Genomic DNA, 15815 nt, shown 5'->3' with positions numbered 1-15815 from the left:
GCCACTCCAACCTCACAGGCAACCCACAGACTCACCCCTCCGTCCTCCGGAGGGCGAGAGGCATCCCGGAACGGCCGGGGTGCCCCTGCTCGCCTTCCGAGGAGGGGAACATTGGTCCGTACCCGGCGCATATGGGTCACCGCGGCCGCGGTGCTCGCGCTCGCGGGAGGGGTGTCCGGCACCACCGCACACGCTCAACAGGCCCCGGCGGCCGCCGAGTCAGGCGGAACACTGCCACCGGGCTGGCGCATCGACGACGGGCGGTCGGCACCCCAGCTGGTGTGGCGGTCCGGCAGACAGCTGCCGATGGGGGACGCACGCGTCGAATTCCGATCGGGCGGACGGCTGTTGGGGGTGCCGAAGCCGGAGCGCGACGGGCACACCTTCCGGCTCGGCCTCGAAGGGACGCGCGCAGGCGAACTGAAGGACCTCCAGGTCTGGTCCGGCGGACGACGGCTGGACATCCGCTCCCCCGCCACCAGTTCACCGACGTCGGCCGCCCGGCCCCCGGCTCCGCTGCCCGCCAACCCGGTGGACCCGGGCAGGCCCGGCCCCTACCGCACGACCACCGGCTCGTACCGGCTCAAGTCCGTCCGCCTGCCCGGGTTCTCCGTCCCGGTGGAGATGCGTGCCGTCGTGGTCGCGCCCACCGGGATCGCCGGGCCGCGCCCGCTCGCGCTGTTCCTGCACGGCCGCCACGCCACCTGCTACGCCCCGCACGGCGACACCGGTGAGGCGGCCGGTGCCTGGCCGTGTCCGGCCGGGACGCGTCCGATACCGAGCCATCGGGGTTATCTGCGCGACCAACGGCTGCTCGCCTCCCAGGGCTATGTGACCGTGTCGATCTCGGCGAACGGGATCAACGCCCAGGACTGGCAGGCCGAGGACGGCGGCGCGCAGGCCCGTTCGTCGCTGATCCGGCTGCACCTGGCGCACTGGGCCGACTGGGCGCGACATCCGCGGCGCGCGCCGGGGATCGTGCGCGAGGCACCCCGCGCCGACCTGTCCCGGGTGCTGCTGATCGGTCACTCGCGGGGCGGCGAGGGCGTGAACCGGGCCGCCCTGGACAGCCTCTACCCGCCGCCCGCCGACCAGGACGGCTACCACGGCCCGGTGCGCTGGCACATCAGCGGGACCGTGCTGATCGGTCCGACCGTCTTCGGCCAGAACCCGGTGCCGGACGTGCCGTCGCTCACCATCCTCCCGGGCTGCGACGGCGATGTCTCCGACCTCCAGGGCGAGGTCTACGTCGACGGCACCCGGGCGGTCAGCGACGGCAAGGCCCTGCACAGCGCGGTGTACGTCGTCGGCGCCGACCACAACTTCTTCAACACCGAGTGGACGCCGGGGCAGGCGCAGGCCCCGGCGGAGGACGACTTCTACGACGACCCGGACCACCGGGACCCGGTGTGCTCCCGGGGGACCGCGACCCGGCTGACCGCGGACCAGCAGCACCGGGCGGGCTCGACGTACATCGCGGCGGCCGCCCGGCTGTTCGTCGCCGGTGACGACAAGGTGCGTCCGCTGCTGGACGGTTCGGGGCGGCGGGCGCCGTCGGCGGACCCCGCGCGGGTGCTCGGCCACGCGGTCGGCGCGAACCGTGGCGCGGGGTTCCTCCCGGACGGCAAGGTGACCGTGACCGGCGGCCGGCTGTGCGCCGCGGTCGACCCGGACCCGGCGGCGGCCTGCCTGGGCCGGGGCGCCGAGGGCGTCTCACCGCACTTCGCGCAGTGGGAGACGGGACGGGAGGCCGGCCGGCACGCGATCGCGCTGCGCTGGACGTCCGCGGGGTCGACGACCCGTGTCCGGGTGGCACGGCCGGTGTCGCTCCTCGACGCCAGGGCGCTCGACCTGCGGATCTTCGTGCCGCCGAACTCCCGGGGCACGAAGCTCGATGTGTCCGTCACCGACACCCGCGGCCGGAGGGCGACACTGGGCCGGGTCCGCGTCGACGGGCTGCCCGGCAGCGACCGCACCGCCTCCTACTGGGCACGCGAGCTACGGGTCCCGCTGACCGCCGCCCGGGGTGCCCGGCTGGACCTGCGGTCCGTGAAGTCCCTTGACCTGACCTCGCGTTCGACGTCCGGACAGGCCTGGCTGATGGACGCCTGGGGCTGGCGGCCGGGCACCCCGGCGGTACGGGCGGCCGCGCTGCCGCGCGTCGACGTCGGCCGGCTCACGGTCGACGAGGGCGACTCGGGCGTACGCACCTACCGGGTGCCGGTCCAGGTGTCCGGGCAGGGCAGCGGGCAGGTCCGGGTGTACGTCGTCGACCCGGCCACCGGCCTGGCCAGGGACCGCCTGGTCACCGTGCGGCCCGGCGGCCACGACGTCGACGTCCCGATCGAGGTGCAGGGCAACACGCGCTTCGGTACCGACGTGCCGTACGACGTGCTGGTCAAGGCCGTCCACGGGGCGGTCGTCGGCTCGTACCGGGGCGGGCTGACCGTGCGCAACGACGATCCCGCCCCCACGGTCACCGTGACCCCGCTCGCGGACCGGGTGACCGAGGGCTCGGCCCTGAAGTGGCGGATCTCGCTGTCCGAGGCCGCGGACACGGACATCGCCGCGATGTTCGTCCCCGTCCCGGTCGGCGGCCCGGAGCTGTCCACGAAGGACGTCGACCCGCGCTGGCTGGCCGGGGTCTCCGGCGCGCAACCCGACCCGGAGCGGCCGCTGTCCGAGGTGGACGGCCTGTACCTGTGGCTGGACGTCCCCGCCGGGAAGACGAGCCTCGACGTGACGGTGCCCACCGTGCGGGACCGGGTCGGGGAGCCCGCCGAGTCGGTGAGCTTCCAGCAGGCCGACGACGCCGGCAAGCCGGTGCCGGGCGGTCTGGTGCTCACCGGAACGGTGCTGGACGGCTCGTAGCACTCCGCGCGCCCTGAGGAGGCCGCGGCCTCCTCAGGGCGTCAGGGTCACCCGGATGCCGACGGTGCCGTCCAGGCCGCGCCGCAGCCTGCTGCCGAGGAGGGTGAGACGGCCGGTGATGCCGTACTTGCGGGCGACGAGCCCGCGGTAGCGGGCGGTGGTGGCCGCGTCGGTGATCTCCGCGGTGGCCGGGACCGGGTCGCCGGTCGGGCGTCCGCGCAGGTCGCAGGGGCCGACCCGGACATCGGCGCGGCGGCGGATCCGCTTGACCTTCCAGCTGTCCGTGGTCGTCCAGACGCCGAGCGCGTCCCCGTCCCGCACCACCCACACCGGGGTGGGGACGGGGGTGCCGTCCTTGCGGTAGCTGGTGACCAACAGATACTTGCCGGCGCCGAGCCGGTCGAGGTCCGTGCCGGTGGTGTCGTCCATGCCGGAAGTCTAGGCGGGGGGAGCCTGGGCGGCGCCCGGCCGTGCGAGCAGGTCGAGGTAGCGGCGGGCGAAGAGATACGCGTCGCCGGGCCAGCGGGCCGAGAGGTAGGTGCCGTCCTCGACGACGAAGGCGTGAGTGTCGTCGGTACCGGTACCGCGCCGGGTGAGCTCCCGGGGACCGCGCTCGAACTGGCCGACTGGGCCGACCAGTAAGGCGCCACTTCCTTCCCGACTTAAGCGGGGTAGGTCCGGTATTGGCGTCCTCTCCCGTGCGAGCGCGGGAGATTTCGGTCCGTACCCATTCGTGGTACCACCACGGGTTCCTGCTTCAAGGGCCCTTGCGGTCTCCGAGGAGATCGGTCTTACATGGGCCTCCACAGGCGTCACTTCCCGCCCGCCCGGCGGTAGGTCCGCCAACCCTGTTGCCGGACAAAACGACGTTAGCAGTGGCGCTGCGGCCGCCCAGGCCAATACCGCGAGAAAATCCCGCAACCCACCCTTAAGTTGATGCATTGAGCAAAGGTTCGAATCGGAACCGCTTGGCTTCGTCCGCTGCGCCGAGCTGTCCGAACAGGACGCCGGTGAGCAGCCGGGGGTCGGCGGCGGGCCGGGTGCCGGCGCGCTCGGTGGCGAACACGACCTCGTGGCCTGCCCGGGTCAGCAACCGCCAGGGCACGGCCACCTCGGTCACGTCGAAGTCGTGGTCGGGAACCGGGATCAGCACACGCATCCGGCCATGATGTCAGCAGCCGCCGCGCCGCACGCGAGCGCCGCCGCCACCCGTACCGGGACTGCCATGGGATCGCAAAGATCACCAACGCTGTGAACGCCCTTCGCCCCATCCACGTATGAAGAGCAGGGCGCTCGACGACCGGAGGGCCCCGCGGTGTCGACACCGCGCGTTCGGGGTTTCGGGAGCCATGGATGAGGCACGCACGACGACGGGTCGTCCGGCGAGGGACACAGCTGGCGGCGGTCGGCGGACTCCTTCTGGGAGGCGCGATGGTCACCACGGCCATGGCGAGCGACACTCCCGGCGCGTCCGCCGTCCCGTTCAGCTCCGCCACGGAGGCCGGTGGCACCGGAGCCGCTCTGGTCGCCCAGCTCGGCACCGCCCGCACGGCGGGCAGCTGGATCGGCGCCGACGGGAAGCCGGTCGTCGCGGTGACCGACGAACAGGCCGCCGCGATGGTGAAGCGGGCGGGCGCCGAGCCCAAGATGGTCTCGCACAGCATGAACGAGCTGAAGGCCGCCACCGCCACGCTGCGTGCGGCGCCGCGCGTGGCCGGCACGGCGTGGGCGGTCGACTACCGGACCAACCAGGTGATGGTGGAGGCCGACAGCACGGTCTCCGCCTCCGACTGGTCGGACCTGAAGCAGGTCGCCGCCGGCATCGGCGGTTTCGTGCAGATGCAGCGCACCCAGGGCACGTTCACCCCCCGGCTCAACGGCGCGCAGCCCATCCTGTCGACGGGCGGCCGCTGTTCGGCGGGGTTCAACGTCACCAACGGGACGACCGACTTCATCCTGACCGCCGGGCACTGCGGTCCGGCCAACACCATCTGGTTCGACGAGGGCCAGGGCAACAACCAGCAGCTCGGCACCACGATCAACACGCAGTTCCCGGGCAACGACTTCTCGCTGATCCAGTACGCGAGCGGGAAGGCCGGTGACAACGCCGACGTGGTCGCCATCGGCAACGGCCAGGGGGTGCGGATCACCGGGGCCGCCGATCCGACGGTCGGGCAGAAGGTGTTCCGCAGCGGCAGCACCAGCGGTCTGCACGACGGCACGGTGACCGCGCTCAACGCGACCGTCAACTACCCGGAGGGCACGGTCACCGGGCTCATCCAGACGAACGTGTGCGCCGAACCGGGCGACAGCGGCGGCCCGTTGTTCTCCGAGGGCATCGCGCTGGGCATGACCTCGGGCGGCAGCGGTGACTGCACCTCGGGCGGGGTGACGTTCTTCCAGCCGGTGACGCGCGCCCTCGCGGCCCTGAACGTCCAGTTGATCGTGACGAAGCAGGACGCCTCCGGGGCGCAGGGCGCCTCGCCGGCGCCGTCCGCGTCGGCCACCCACAGCACCATCGCGCCGAGCGCCGCCTCGCCGGGGTCGACGGCTCCGGTCGGCTCCTCGGACGACACCAGCCTGGCCGCCCGCATCACGGACCCCCGCAACGTCGGTCCTGGCCTGCTGGTGATCGGGGGCAGCCTGATCGCCCTGGTCGCGACCCGCTTCATCCGCGCGGAACAGGACCGCAAGGCCTACCAGCGCTACTACTCGGCGACTTGGGGCTGACGAGGGCCGACGAGAAGGGCACCCGCGCGGAGCGGGTGCCCGGGACGGACGGTCAGGCCGCCTGGTCCGGCTGCTGCGGGGCCGCGGACGCCCATTCGAGGACGAGCCGCTGGTACTCCTCGCGCTGCTCGGTGCTCAGTGTCCCGCCCGACCGGAGCCACAGGGCCCGGATCTCCTCGTTGACCTCGTCGGCCGATCGCTCGGTGACGGCTTCAACAGTGGTGGACATGGTGTGAAGCATATGCCGGTCGGCGTGAAGACGCCGTGAGTAAGTACGACCGATATGGACATTCCGGACCGTGTTACTCGTCACGTCAATATGTCAAGGTAAGAAAGAGAGGCGGGAGTTCAGCCGCCCGCCCCGCCGAGCACCAGCACCTGGATCGCCAGTACGGCAGCGCCGCGCGCCCAGTCGTGGAAGTCGGACACCTTGGTCTCCAAGTGGATCGGCGCGGCGAGCGGATGCCGGTGGGTGCCGACGGTGTCCCGCACCGTGTCCCCGGCCACGTCCATCAGGCCGACCCCTTCCCCGGCGAGCAGGATCTTCTGCGGCATCGCGAAGTTGGCGATCTGCGCGACCAGCGTGCCCAGCGCCCGGCCGGCCTCGCCGATCACCCGCGCCGCCATCGGCTCGCCGGCGGCCGCGTCGGCGAGGATCTCCTCGTACGACGTGTCACGGCCGGTGGCGGCCCGGATCTGGTAGCGGATGCTCGGGATGGTGAGCAGCGACACCGCGCTGCCGCGCTCGCCCTGCGGGGTGAGCGGGCCCTGCGGGTCGACGATCCAGTGCCGGCCGAAGCCGCGGTCCTCCTCGGCGTACGGGACCCGTTTACCGCCGAGCACCAGCCCGTAGCCGATGCCGGCGCCGATGGTGAGGACGACGAAGCGGTCCAGGCCCCGGCCGGCGCCGAACCAGGTCTCGGCCTCGACCAGGGCGGCCACGTCGTTCTCGACGACGACCGGCAGCCCGGTGCGCTCCCGGACCAGTTCGGCCAGCGGGACGTCACGCCAGCGCAGGAACAGCGACTCGCCGACCACCGCGTGCTCGCGCACGAACCCGCCGACGCCGATGCCTATGCCCGCGAGGGCGGGGTGCCGTTCGGCCAGCTCCGCGGTCATGGCGGCCAGCAGGTCGGCGACCTGCCCGGGATCGTGACTGGTGAGCGGCCGGTCGAGGCGGGCCACGATGTCGCTCCTGAGGGTGGTGACGACGCCGTACACCATCTCGTCGGTGATCTTGAAGCCGAGGAAGGAGCGGGACTCGGCCACCACGTCCAGCGGCTGCGAGGGGCGCCCCTGGCGCGCCTCCGCCGAGGCGCCCGAGCAGGGGGTCTCGACCAGCAGCCCGGACTCGATCAGCGGCTTGGTGAGGCGGGTGAGGCTGCCCTGGGAGAGGTTCAGCCGGTGGGCCAGCTCGGTGCGCGACAGCGGGCCGTGGACGAGCACCTCGATCGCCACGGAGCGCTCGCCGGGGCTCAGTGGCAGCCAGTTGGCGGCGGCAGCGGTGGTCATGGTCAGTCTCTCGACGCTCTTCTCGGTGGTGTGCGCGGTGGCCTTCGCGGTGGTCTTCCAGACTGTTTCCTTCTGCACCGGAAACAATCAGCTCACCCTACGACTACTCCGTGCGCCCCGGAAGAGATTGCGTGCGCCCCTTGACGCGGGAATTCTTTCGTGACGAAAGTAAGGGAGCCCAAAATGAGCACCCGACCAGTGAAGGGCACGCACCAATGACGTTCTCGCTCGGCATCGTCGGCGCCGGCCAGTTCTCCGGCCAGTTCGCCACGCTGTTCCAGGCCCATCCCGGCGTCGGCGACGTGTACGTCACCGACCTGCTGCCGGAGCGTGCGGAGAAACTCGCCGCCGCCCAGGGACTGGCGGGCACCTTCCCGTCGTACGACGCCATGCTCGAGTCGTCGGCCGTCGACGCGGTCGCGATCTTCACCCAGCGCTGGACGCACGGCCCGCTGGTCCTGCAGGGTCTGAACGCCGGCAAGCACGTGTACTCGGCGGTCCCCATGGCGATCGCCACCGAGGAGATCGCGGCGATCATCGACACGGTCAAGGCGACCGGTCTGACGTACATGATGGGCGAGACGAGCCAGTACAACCCGGCGACCGTGCACGCCCGCAACCAGATCGCCGAGGGCGCCTTCGGACGGCTCTTCTACGCCGAGGGCGACTACGTCCACGACATGGACCTCGGCTTCTACGACGCGTACCGCTACAGCGGCGGCGAGAACTGGAAGGCCACCGCGAGCTACCCCCCGCTGCTCTACCCGACGCACTCGGTGGGCGGGGTGCTCGGCGCCTGGCAGACGCACGCGGTGAGCGTCTCGGCGATCGGTGTGACCGACGACCGGGGCGACGGCGTCTTCGACAAGGAGGTCAGCCAGTTCGGCAACGACATCTCCAACGCCACCGCGCTGTTCGAGGTGGCGGGCGGCGGATCGTTCCGTACGAACGAGTTCCGGCGGGTGGGCTACCCGTCCCACATCCGTGAGTCGCGCTTCCGGTTCTTCGGCACGGAGGCGAGCATGGAGCAGCTGGCGACGGTGGCGCTGTGGCAGGACAAGAAGGGCGTCCAGGACATCAGCGAGCTGCTCGAGCCCAAGCCCACCATGTCACCCGACGACCCGTCGCTCCAGCACATCGCGCCGGAGCTGCGGGCGGCCTTCACGTCCGGTTCGGCGCCGGTGCACGACCGGGCGCGGCTGCCGCGGGAGTTCGACGCGCTGCACAACGGGCACGAGGGCAGCCACCACTTCCTGGTCGACGACTTCGTGACGGCTGTGAACTCGCGCACCCTGCCGTCGGTCAACGCGTGGGTGGCCGCCCGCTACACCCTGCCGGGCATCATCGCGCACGAGTCCGCGCGGCAGGGTGGGGCCAGGCTGGAGATCCCGGACTTCGGGGACGCCCCGGAGAGCTGAGCCGAAGGGACCGGCCGGGGCCGGGTGCCGTCAGGTGCCCGGCTTGCGGCCGTACACGAAGACGTCGTCACCGGTCTTCAGCAGCGACCAGTACTTCTTGGCGGTGGTGGTGGTCATGTTGACGCAGCCGTGCGAGCCCGGCGGGTTCCACATGCTGAGGTTCACCGAGTGGAAGGCCTGGCCGCCGTCGAAGAACTGGCTGTAGGGCATCGGCACGTTGTAGACGGACGAGACATGGTCGATGTCCCGCCAGTAGATCTTCTTCAGGCCGGTACGGGTGGCGAACCCCTTGCGGCCGGTGCGGACCGGAACCGGGCCGTAGACGAGCTTGTTCCCGTCCTGGATCCAGGACAGCTGGAGCGTGAGGTTGACGCAGGCGATGCGCCCCTTGTTCGTGGGGCACTTGCCGTCCTTGTTGGGGTTGTTCCCGACGGCCTTCTGCTTGTTCATGAGGTCCATCACGCCCCAGGTGACGGAACCCGCGTACCCGACGGCCGGCGTGATGCCGTGCTTGTTCTGGAAGGCCTGGATCGCCTTGCAGTCGGCGGCGGACTGCTTGCCGTCGACCGGCCGCCCGAGGAACTTCTCCACCTGCTTCTGGTACGGCCCGGCCTGGGTGGTGCAGCTCGCGGCCTGCGCCGGAGCGGCGGTGAAGGCGAGCGCGAGCGGCGCCACGAGCCCGGTGACACCGAACACGACGGCACTTCGTCTGCTTATGTCCCCCATGTGATGTCTGTCTCCTTTTCCTGTGTCCTGCGATGTCGTCGTCCTAGACCGGCCGCTACGGGCATTGGTTGTGGTCCGGGTCGGTCTGTGACGAAACGGTTGACTTCGGCGCCGCGGTCTCCCCGGCCGGCATCGGTCCACTTTCCCTGAAGTGGCCCGCGCCCACCGTGTCACGGCCGTCCTAGTCTGCGGATCATGGATCCCGTACTCGCCGACGATCTCGCCCGGCTTCCCGAACTGCTCCAGTCCGCCCGTGACATGGCCGCCCATGAGGTGGCCGGGTCGGCCGAGCGGCCGGTGGTCGCGCTCGGGCCCGCGCCCACCCGGGCGACGCTGCCCGAGCGGGGGGAGGGCGGGGCCGGCGCGCTGGCCCGGTTCACCGAGCGGTGGGCGCCGGGTCTGTCCGCCTCGGCCGGGCCACGGTACCTCGGTTTCGTCACCGGTGGAGTGACGCCCGCCTCCCTCACCGGCGACTGGCTGACCTCGGCCTACGACCAGAACCTGTCCGGGGCCACCGGCTCCTGGGGCGCCGCCCTGGAGCACGAGACCGTGGGCTGGCTGGCCGGGCTGTTCGGGCTCGGCGAGGCGCACAGCGGGGCGTTCGTGACCGGGGCGACGATGTCGAACACGGTCGGTCTGGCGATCGCCCGCGAGTGGCTGGGCGAGCGGCTCGGGGTGGATGTCTCCCGGGCGGGGGCCGCCGCGCTGGGCCCGGTCGACGTGCTCTCCGGCAGTCCGCACTCCAGCGTCGGCAAGGCGCTGTCGGTCCTCGGCATCGGGCGCGACCGGCTGCGGCAGGTGCCGCTGCTGCCCGGCGGGCGGGAGGCGGTGGACGTGACCGCGCTGGACGCGGCGCTGGACGCGCTGGACGGGCGGCCGGTGATCGTCGTCGCCAACGCGGGCACGGTGAACACGGTCGACTTCGACGACCTGCGGGCTATCGCCGCCCTGAAGGAGCGTCACGACTTCTGGCTGCACGTGGACGCCGCGTTCGGCGCGTTCGCCGCCCTCTCCCCCGCCCACGCCCCGCTCGTGGCCGGCCTGGACGCGGCGGACTCGGTCTGCGTGGACCTGCACAAGTGGCTCAACGTCCCCTACGACGCGGCCGTCCAGTTCACCCGCCGCCGCGACCTCCAGGTGGCCGTGTTCCACAACGCGTCCCCCTACCTGGGCCTGCCGACCGGCGATCCCGACTTCCTGCACCTCACCCCGGAGAACTCCCGCCGGATGCGGGCGCTGCCGGCCTGGTTCTCCCTGATGGCGTACGGCCGTGCCGGGCACCGCGAGATCGTCGAGCGCAACGTCGAGCTGGCCCGCCGCCTGGGCTCGGGCATCGACGCGCTGCCCGGTCTGCGTCTGCTGGCCCCGGTCCGGCTCAACGTGGTCTGTTTCACACTCGCCGAGAAGCCGACGCAGGAGCGGGTGGACGCCCTGGCCCGGGCGGTCGCCGCGTCCGGGGAGGCGTTCCTGACCCCGACCGTCCACGCCGGGCTGCCGGCGCTGCGAGCGGCATTCAGCAACTGGCGGACCACCGAGGACGACACCCGCCGGGTACTGGACGTGCTCACGACGGCGTCAGCGACTCTGTGACAGGCGCAAGGCCATGGCGACGACGTACGGGCCGGACGATCAACAGGACGGATACCGTGCACCCATGTCCGCGTTCTTGCAGCAACTCCCGGCTCTCATAGGCGTCGTGATCGGCGCGCTCGGTTCGTATCTCGCGGTGGTGCGGGGTGACCGGGCACGGTTCCGGCGGGAGCAGGAGGCGCGCTGGGACGAGCGGCGGCTGGGGGTGTACAGCGAGTACGCGCGGGCGTTGAAGAGGTCGGTGAACCTGTCGTACCGCGTGGCCTCCCACCTCGGCAACGACCCGCATCCGCACCCGTTGTCCCCGGCCGAGGCCGAGCCGCTGCTGGCGGAGGCCACGGACGGGCGCGACCCGGCCGGGGAGGCGCTGATCATGCTGGGCAGTCCGGAGGTGGTGGAGCGGGCCCGGGAGTGAGTGACCATTGTGATGGAGATGGAGAGGTTCATGCGGTCGGGGACGGTCGACCCGGACGCCTGGCAGCAGTTGCTGGAGCGTCAGCGGGCCGGCCGTGAGGGGTACTACACCGCGGTGCGGAAGGACCTCGCCCTGCCGCCGGGGCATCCGGCGCGCTGGCCGACCCGGCTGATGATGTGACGGCCGACGGGTCCCGGTCAGTGGCCCCGGGCGATCCACTCCTCCAGGTGGGGCGCCTCGGCGCCGATCGTGGTCGGGTCGCCGTGTCCGGTCAGGACCTTCGTCTCCGGCGGGAGGGTGAGCAGCTTCTCCCGGATGGAGTGGATGATCGTCGGGAAGTGGGAGTACGACCGGCCGGTCGCGCCGGGGCCGCCCTGGAAGAGGGTGTCGCCGGTGAAGACGGTGCCCAGTCCGGGGTCGTAGAGGCAGACGGCACCGGGCGCGTGGCCGGGGGTGTGCAGCACGGTCAGGTCGGTGCCCGCGGTCTCGATGACCATCCCGTCGGCCAGGTGGTTGTCGGGGTCGCGGTCGGGGTGGGTCTGCTTCCACAGCGCCAGGTCGTCGGGGTGCAGCCAGATCTTGGCGCCGGTGAGGTCCGCGAGGGCGGGCGCGGCGTCGATGTGGTCGTTGTGGGCGTGGGTGCACACGATCGCCTTCAGGGTGCGGTCGTCGACCGCTTCGGCGATGGCCTGGGCGTCGTGGGCGGCGTCGATGACGATCACCTCGCGTTCGTCGCCCACGATCCACACGTTGTTCTCGACGTCCCAGGTGCCGCCGTCGAGCGTGAACTGCCCCGCGGTGACGAGTCGTTCGATGCGCGTGGTCATCAGAGCACCACCACCGAGCGCAGGATGTCGCCGCCGTGCATCCGCTCGAACGCCTTCTCCACCTCGTCGAGCTGGATGGTCTCGGTCACGAAGGCGTCCAGCGGCAGCCGGCCCTGCAGGTGCAGGTCGATCAGCATGGGGAAGTCCCGGGAGGGCAGACAGTCGCCGTACCAGCTGGACTTGAGCGCGCCGCCGCGGCCGAAGACGTCGAGGAGCGGGAGTTCGAGCTTCATCTCGGGGGTCGGCACGCCGACCAGGACGACCGTGCCGGCGAGGTCGCGGGCGTAGAACGCCTGCTGGTACGTCTCCGGGCGGCCGACCGCCTCGATGACGACGTCGGCGCCGAAACCGCCGGTCAGCTCGCGGATCGCCTCGACCGCGTCGTTCTCGCGGGAGTTGACCGTGTGCGTGGCGCCCAGGGTGCGGGCCTTCTCCAGCTTCCGGTCGTCGATGTCGACGGCGATGATCTTCGCGGCCCCGGCCAGGTTCGACCCGGCGATCGCCGCGTCGCCGACACCGCCGCAGCCGATGACGGCGACCGAGTCGCCCCGGCCGACGTTGCCCGTGTTGATCGCGGCGCCGATGCCGGCCATCACCCCGCAGCCGAGCAGGCCCGCGACGGCGGGCGACACCGCCGGGTCGACCTTGGTGCACTGCCCGGCGGCGACCAGCGTCTTCTCGGCGAAGGCGCCGATGCCGAGGGCCGGGGAGAGCTCCTGCCCGGTCGAGGCGAGGGTCATCCTCTGCTTCGCGTTGTGCGTGTTGAAGCAGTACCAGGGGCGGCCGCGCAGACAGGCCCGGCAGTTGCCGCACACGGCACGCCAGTTGAGGATCACGAAGTCGCCGGGCGCGACGTCCGTGACGCCCTCGCCGACCGACTCCACGACACCGGCGGCCTCGTGGCCGAGCAGGAACGGGAACTCGTCATTGATACCGCCCTGCTTGTAGTGCAGATCGGTGTGACAGACCCCGCAGGCCTGCACCTGTACGACGGCTTCGCCCGGCCCGGGGTCCGGCACCACGATCGTCTCGACCCGCACCGGCTCGTTCTTCCCCGGTGCGATCACGCCGCGTACTTCCTGCGCCATGCTCCTGACCCTTCCGTCGATCTATTGACGTGCTGCTCACGACCCTACGCGTGACTGATCGGTAACGGCACGGAGCACGTCGATCGTTCCGGATCTTTCCGGTCGGCCACCGCTCACCCTTCGACGATGCCGGTCAGATACCCCCGGGGGTACCTCTGCTACGGTGGTGAACATACCCCCGGGGGTAATCAGGGCCGGGGATCGGGAAAGGAGTGCTGCCGTGTCCTTCGTCGACACCATCGAGGTGCCCGGGCTGGGCAACCGCGGCTATCTGGCGGGCGGTGCGCACCGTGCCGTCGTGGTCGATCCGCCCAGGGACATAGACCGCGTGATCGAGGCCGTCGCCCGGCGCGGGGTGCGGCTCACGCATGTCGTCGAGACGCATCTGCACAACGACTACGTCTCGGGCGGACTGGAGCTGGCCCGGCTCACCGGGGCCGCCTATGCGGTACCGGCCGGGGCACGGGTGGCGTACGAGCACACGGCGGTGGCCGACGGGGACGTGCTGGAGATCGAGGAGGGGCTGGCGCTGCGGGCGCTGGCCACGCCGGGGCACACCCCGCACCACACCTCGTACGTCCTGGAGGAGGACGGCGGGGCGGCGGCCGTGTTCACGGGCGGCTCACTGCTGATCGGTACGGTCGGCAGGCCCGACCTGGTGGAGCCCCGGCTGACCGACGGGCTGGCCCGGGCGCAGCACGCCTCGGCGCACCGGCTGGCCGCCGAGCTGCCGGACGGGACGGCGGTGCTGCCGACGCACGGTTTCGGCAGCTTCTGCTCGGCCGGGGACGCGTCCGGTTCCGCGACCACCATCGGCCGGGAGCGCGCGGTCAACGCGGCGCTGGTCAAGGACGTCGACACGTTCGTGGCCGAGCTGCTGGCCGGGCTGGACGACGTGCCGGCGTACTACGCGCACATGGGCCCGGTGAACTCGGGGGGCCCGGCCCCCGTCGACCTGACTCCGCCGCGCCCGGCGGACGCCGAGGAGATCGCGGCCCGGCTGGCCGCCGGGGAGTGGGTCGTGGACCTGCGCAACCGGGTGGCGTTCGCCGAGGGGCATGTCTCCGGGACGCTCAACTTCGAGGCCGACGGGCAGCTCGCCGTCTATCTGGCCTGGCTGCTGCCCTGGGGCAGGCCGGTGACGCTCCTCGCCGAGTCGGCGGCACAACTCGCCGCCGCCCAGCGGGAACTGACCCGCGTCGGCATCGACCGCCCGGCCGCGGCCGGCACCGGCGCACCGCAGTCCTGGCTGCGTCCGGGAGACACCCCGCGCTCCTTCCCGCGGGCCACGTTCGCGGAGCTGGCCGCACACGGGACGGACGGACTCGTCGTCCTGGACGTACGCCGGGACTCCGAGCGGGCCGGCGGTCACCTCCGGGGCTCGCTCCACATACCCCTGCACCAGGTGCGGGAGCGGCTGGGCGAGATACCCGGCGGCACGGTGTGGGTGCACTGCGCGGGCGGGATGCGGGCCGCCGTCGCCGCGTCGCTCCTCGACGCGGCCGGGCGGGACGTGGTCGCCGTCGACGACGGGTTCGCCGCGGCCCGCGAGGCCGGTCTGCCGATGGCCCGGCTCACCCCGGCCGAGGCACAGGAGCGCACGGACGCCGGTGCCGTCCTGCTGGACGTCCGCGAGGCCGCCGACTGGGCGTCCGGGCACGCGCCCCAGGCCCTGCACGCTCCGCTGTCGGCGCTGGCGGCCGGCGCTCCGCTCCCGCCCGCCGCCGAGGACCGGCCGATCGTCGTGATCTGCCGCTCCGGCAGGCGGTCCCGCGAGGCGGCGGCGCTGCTCACGGCCCGTGGCCTGGACGCGGTGGACGTCGTGGGGGGCATGGGCGCCTGGAGCGCGGCGGGACTCGCGGTGAGCGCCGAGGGCACCCCCGCATGAGCGCTCTTCTGCTCGCCCTGGGCGCCGGGGCGTTCACCGGCCTGGCGCTCGGGGCCCTGGGCGGTGGCGGCAGCGTGCTGGCGGTGCCCGCGTTGATCTATCTGCTCGGTTTCACCCCGGCCGCGGCCACCACCGCGAGCCTGGTCGTCGTCACCGTCACCTCGGCCACCGCGCTCGTCGCGCACGCCCGCGAGGGCACCGTGCGCTGGCGGGCCGGTGCCGTGTTCGCGGCGGCGGGAATCGTGCCGGCCGCGGTCGGCGGGCTGGTGTCCCGGCACCTGCCGGCCGCGCTGCTGACCGGGGCGTTCGCGGTGCTCGCCGCCGTGGCGGCGCTGCGGATGCTGAGGCCGCCGGCCACCGGGGCCACGGGGCCGGCACCGGTCCGGGCCTCCCGGGTGGCCGGGGCCGGCGCCGGACTCGGCGCGGTGACCGGGGTGCTCGGCGTGGGCGGCGGCTTCCTCGCCGTACCGTCCCTGGTGAACGTCGTGGGCCTGCGGATGCGGGCGGCGATCGGCACCAGCCTGCTGGTCATCACGATCAACTCGCTCACCGCCCTCGCGGCGCGCTCCGGATCGGCGGCGGACGTCGACTGGACGACCGTGGGCCCGTTCGCCGCGACGGCGATCCTCGGCGCCTGGGACGGCAAGCGGCTCGCCGCCCGGCTGTCCCCCGGCACCCTCCAGCGGCTCTTCGCGTACGCGCTGCTCGCGGTGGCCGGGTTCATGCTGGCCGACGCGGTGTTCTGACCCG

At 72.4% G+C, this 15815-nt stretch carries 13 protein-coding genes and 1 pseudogene; 7 read left to right on the top strand and 7 right to left on the bottom strand.

Going from position 1 to position 15815, the window contains the following annotated elements; translation table 11 throughout:
* The first annotated feature begins 111 nt into the window (after positions 1 to 111).
* Positions 112 to 2871: a hypothetical protein gene (locus AB0D85_RS15400; protein WP_362319389.1), complete on the top strand. Its 2760-nt coding sequence runs from the start codon at positions 112 to 114 to the stop codon at positions 2869 to 2871.
* A gap of 33 nt (positions 2872 to 2904) precedes the next feature.
* Here the strand turns inward: AB0D85_RS15400 and AB0D85_RS15395 are convergent, their stop codons facing one another.
* Complete coding sequence (locus AB0D85_RS15395; protein ID WP_362319386.1) at positions 2905 to 3300, bottom strand: PPOX class F420-dependent oxidoreductase; 396 nt, start codon at positions 3298 to 3300, stop codon at positions 2905 to 2907.
* A gap of 499 nt (positions 3301 to 3799) precedes the next feature.
* Positions 3800 to 4030 carry a type 1 glutamine amidotransferase domain-containing protein gene (locus tag AB0D85_RS15390; protein ID WP_362319383.1) on the bottom strand — a complete coding sequence of 77 codons (231 nt, stop codon included), beginning with the start codon at positions 4028 to 4030 and terminating at the stop codon, positions 3800 to 3802.
* 194 nt (positions 4031 to 4224) lie between these two features.
* On the opposite strand from AB0D85_RS15390, the gene AB0D85_RS15385 reads away from it, so the two are divergent.
* Complete coding sequence (locus AB0D85_RS15385) at positions 4225 to 5601, top strand: S1 family peptidase (RefSeq protein WP_362319380.1); 1377 nt, start codon at positions 4225 to 4227, stop codon at positions 5599 to 5601.
* A gap of 52 nt (positions 5602 to 5653) precedes the next feature.
* On the opposite strand, the gene AB0D85_RS15380 is transcribed toward AB0D85_RS15385, so the two are convergent.
* Both AB0D85_RS15380 and AB0D85_RS15375 read right to left on the bottom strand, forming a co-directional pair.
* Entirely contained in the window at positions 5654 to 5842 is a 189-nt protein-coding gene (locus tag AB0D85_RS15380) for a hypothetical protein (protein ID WP_362319377.1), read from the bottom strand.
* A 107-nt stretch (positions 5843 to 5949) separates the two neighbouring features.
* Positions 5950 to 7113, bottom strand: coding sequence for an ROK family transcriptional regulator (locus tag AB0D85_RS15375; RefSeq protein ID WP_362320336.1), 1164 nt, complete (start codon positions 7111 to 7113; stop codon positions 5950 to 5952).
* Between the two features lie 215 nt (positions 7114 to 7328).
* On the opposite strand from AB0D85_RS15375, the gene AB0D85_RS15370 reads away from it, so the two are divergent.
* Positions 7329 to 8531 carry a Gfo/Idh/MocA family oxidoreductase gene (locus AB0D85_RS15370; RefSeq protein ID WP_362319375.1) on the top strand — a complete coding sequence of 401 codons (1203 nt, stop codon included), beginning with the start codon at positions 7329 to 7331 and terminating at the stop codon, positions 8529 to 8531.
* Between the two features lie 30 nt (positions 8532 to 8561).
* Here the strand turns inward: AB0D85_RS15370 and AB0D85_RS15365 are convergent, their stop codons facing one another.
* Positions 8562 to 9257 carry a L,D-transpeptidase gene (locus AB0D85_RS15365; RefSeq protein ID WP_362319372.1) on the bottom strand — a complete coding sequence of 232 codons (696 nt, stop codon included), beginning with the start codon at positions 9255 to 9257 and terminating at the stop codon, positions 8562 to 8564.
* Positions 9258 to 9452: 195 nt separating this feature from the next.
* On the opposite strand from AB0D85_RS15365, the gene AB0D85_RS15360 reads away from it, so the two are divergent.
* Both AB0D85_RS15360 and AB0D85_RS15355 read left to right on the top strand, forming a co-directional pair.
* Positions 9453 to 10847 (top strand): pyridoxal-dependent decarboxylase, encoded by a 1395-nt coding sequence (locus AB0D85_RS15360; RefSeq protein ID WP_362319369.1) that lies wholly within the window; start codon positions 9453 to 9455, stop codon positions 10845 to 10847.
* A gap of 64 nt (positions 10848 to 10911) precedes the next feature.
* A pseudogene (locus tag AB0D85_RS15355) lies at positions 10912 to 11442 on the top strand (hypothetical protein).
* Positions 11443 to 11459: 17 nt separating this feature from the next.
* Here the strand turns inward: AB0D85_RS15355 and AB0D85_RS15350 are convergent.
* Positions 11460 to 12089, bottom strand: a complete 630-nt coding sequence (locus AB0D85_RS15350) for an MBL fold metallo-hydrolase (RefSeq protein WP_362319367.1) — start codon at positions 12087 to 12089, stop codon at positions 11460 to 11462.
* A complete protein-coding gene (locus AB0D85_RS15345) occupies positions 12089 to 13177 on the bottom strand; it encodes an S-(hydroxymethyl)mycothiol dehydrogenase (protein WP_362319364.1) in 1089 nt (362 codons plus the stop codon). Before AB0D85_RS15345 ends, AB0D85_RS15350 begins: the two co-directional genes overlap by 1 nt.
* A gap of 220 nt (positions 13178 to 13397) precedes the next feature.
* Between AB0D85_RS15345 and AB0D85_RS15340 the strand changes: the two genes are divergently transcribed.
* Both AB0D85_RS15340 and AB0D85_RS15335 read left to right on the top strand, forming a co-directional pair.
* On the top strand, positions 13398 to 15065 hold the full coding sequence (locus tag AB0D85_RS15340) for an MBL fold metallo-hydrolase (protein ID WP_362319361.1): 1668 nt from the start codon (positions 13398 to 13400) through the stop codon (positions 15063 to 15065).
* Positions 15062 to 15811, top strand: coding sequence for a sulfite exporter TauE/SafE family protein (locus AB0D85_RS15335; RefSeq protein WP_362319358.1), 750 nt, complete (start codon positions 15062 to 15064; stop codon positions 15809 to 15811). The genes AB0D85_RS15340 and AB0D85_RS15335 overlap by 4 nt, the downstream gene beginning before the upstream one ends.
* Positions 15812 to 15815 lie beyond the last annotated feature (4 nt).

The organism is Streptomyces sp. NPDC048277, assembly GCF_040652235.1.
GTDB lineage: Bacteria > Actinomycetota > Actinomycetes > Streptomycetales > Streptomycetaceae > Streptomyces.
This window is presented reverse-complemented; position numbering and strand designations above follow the sequence as displayed.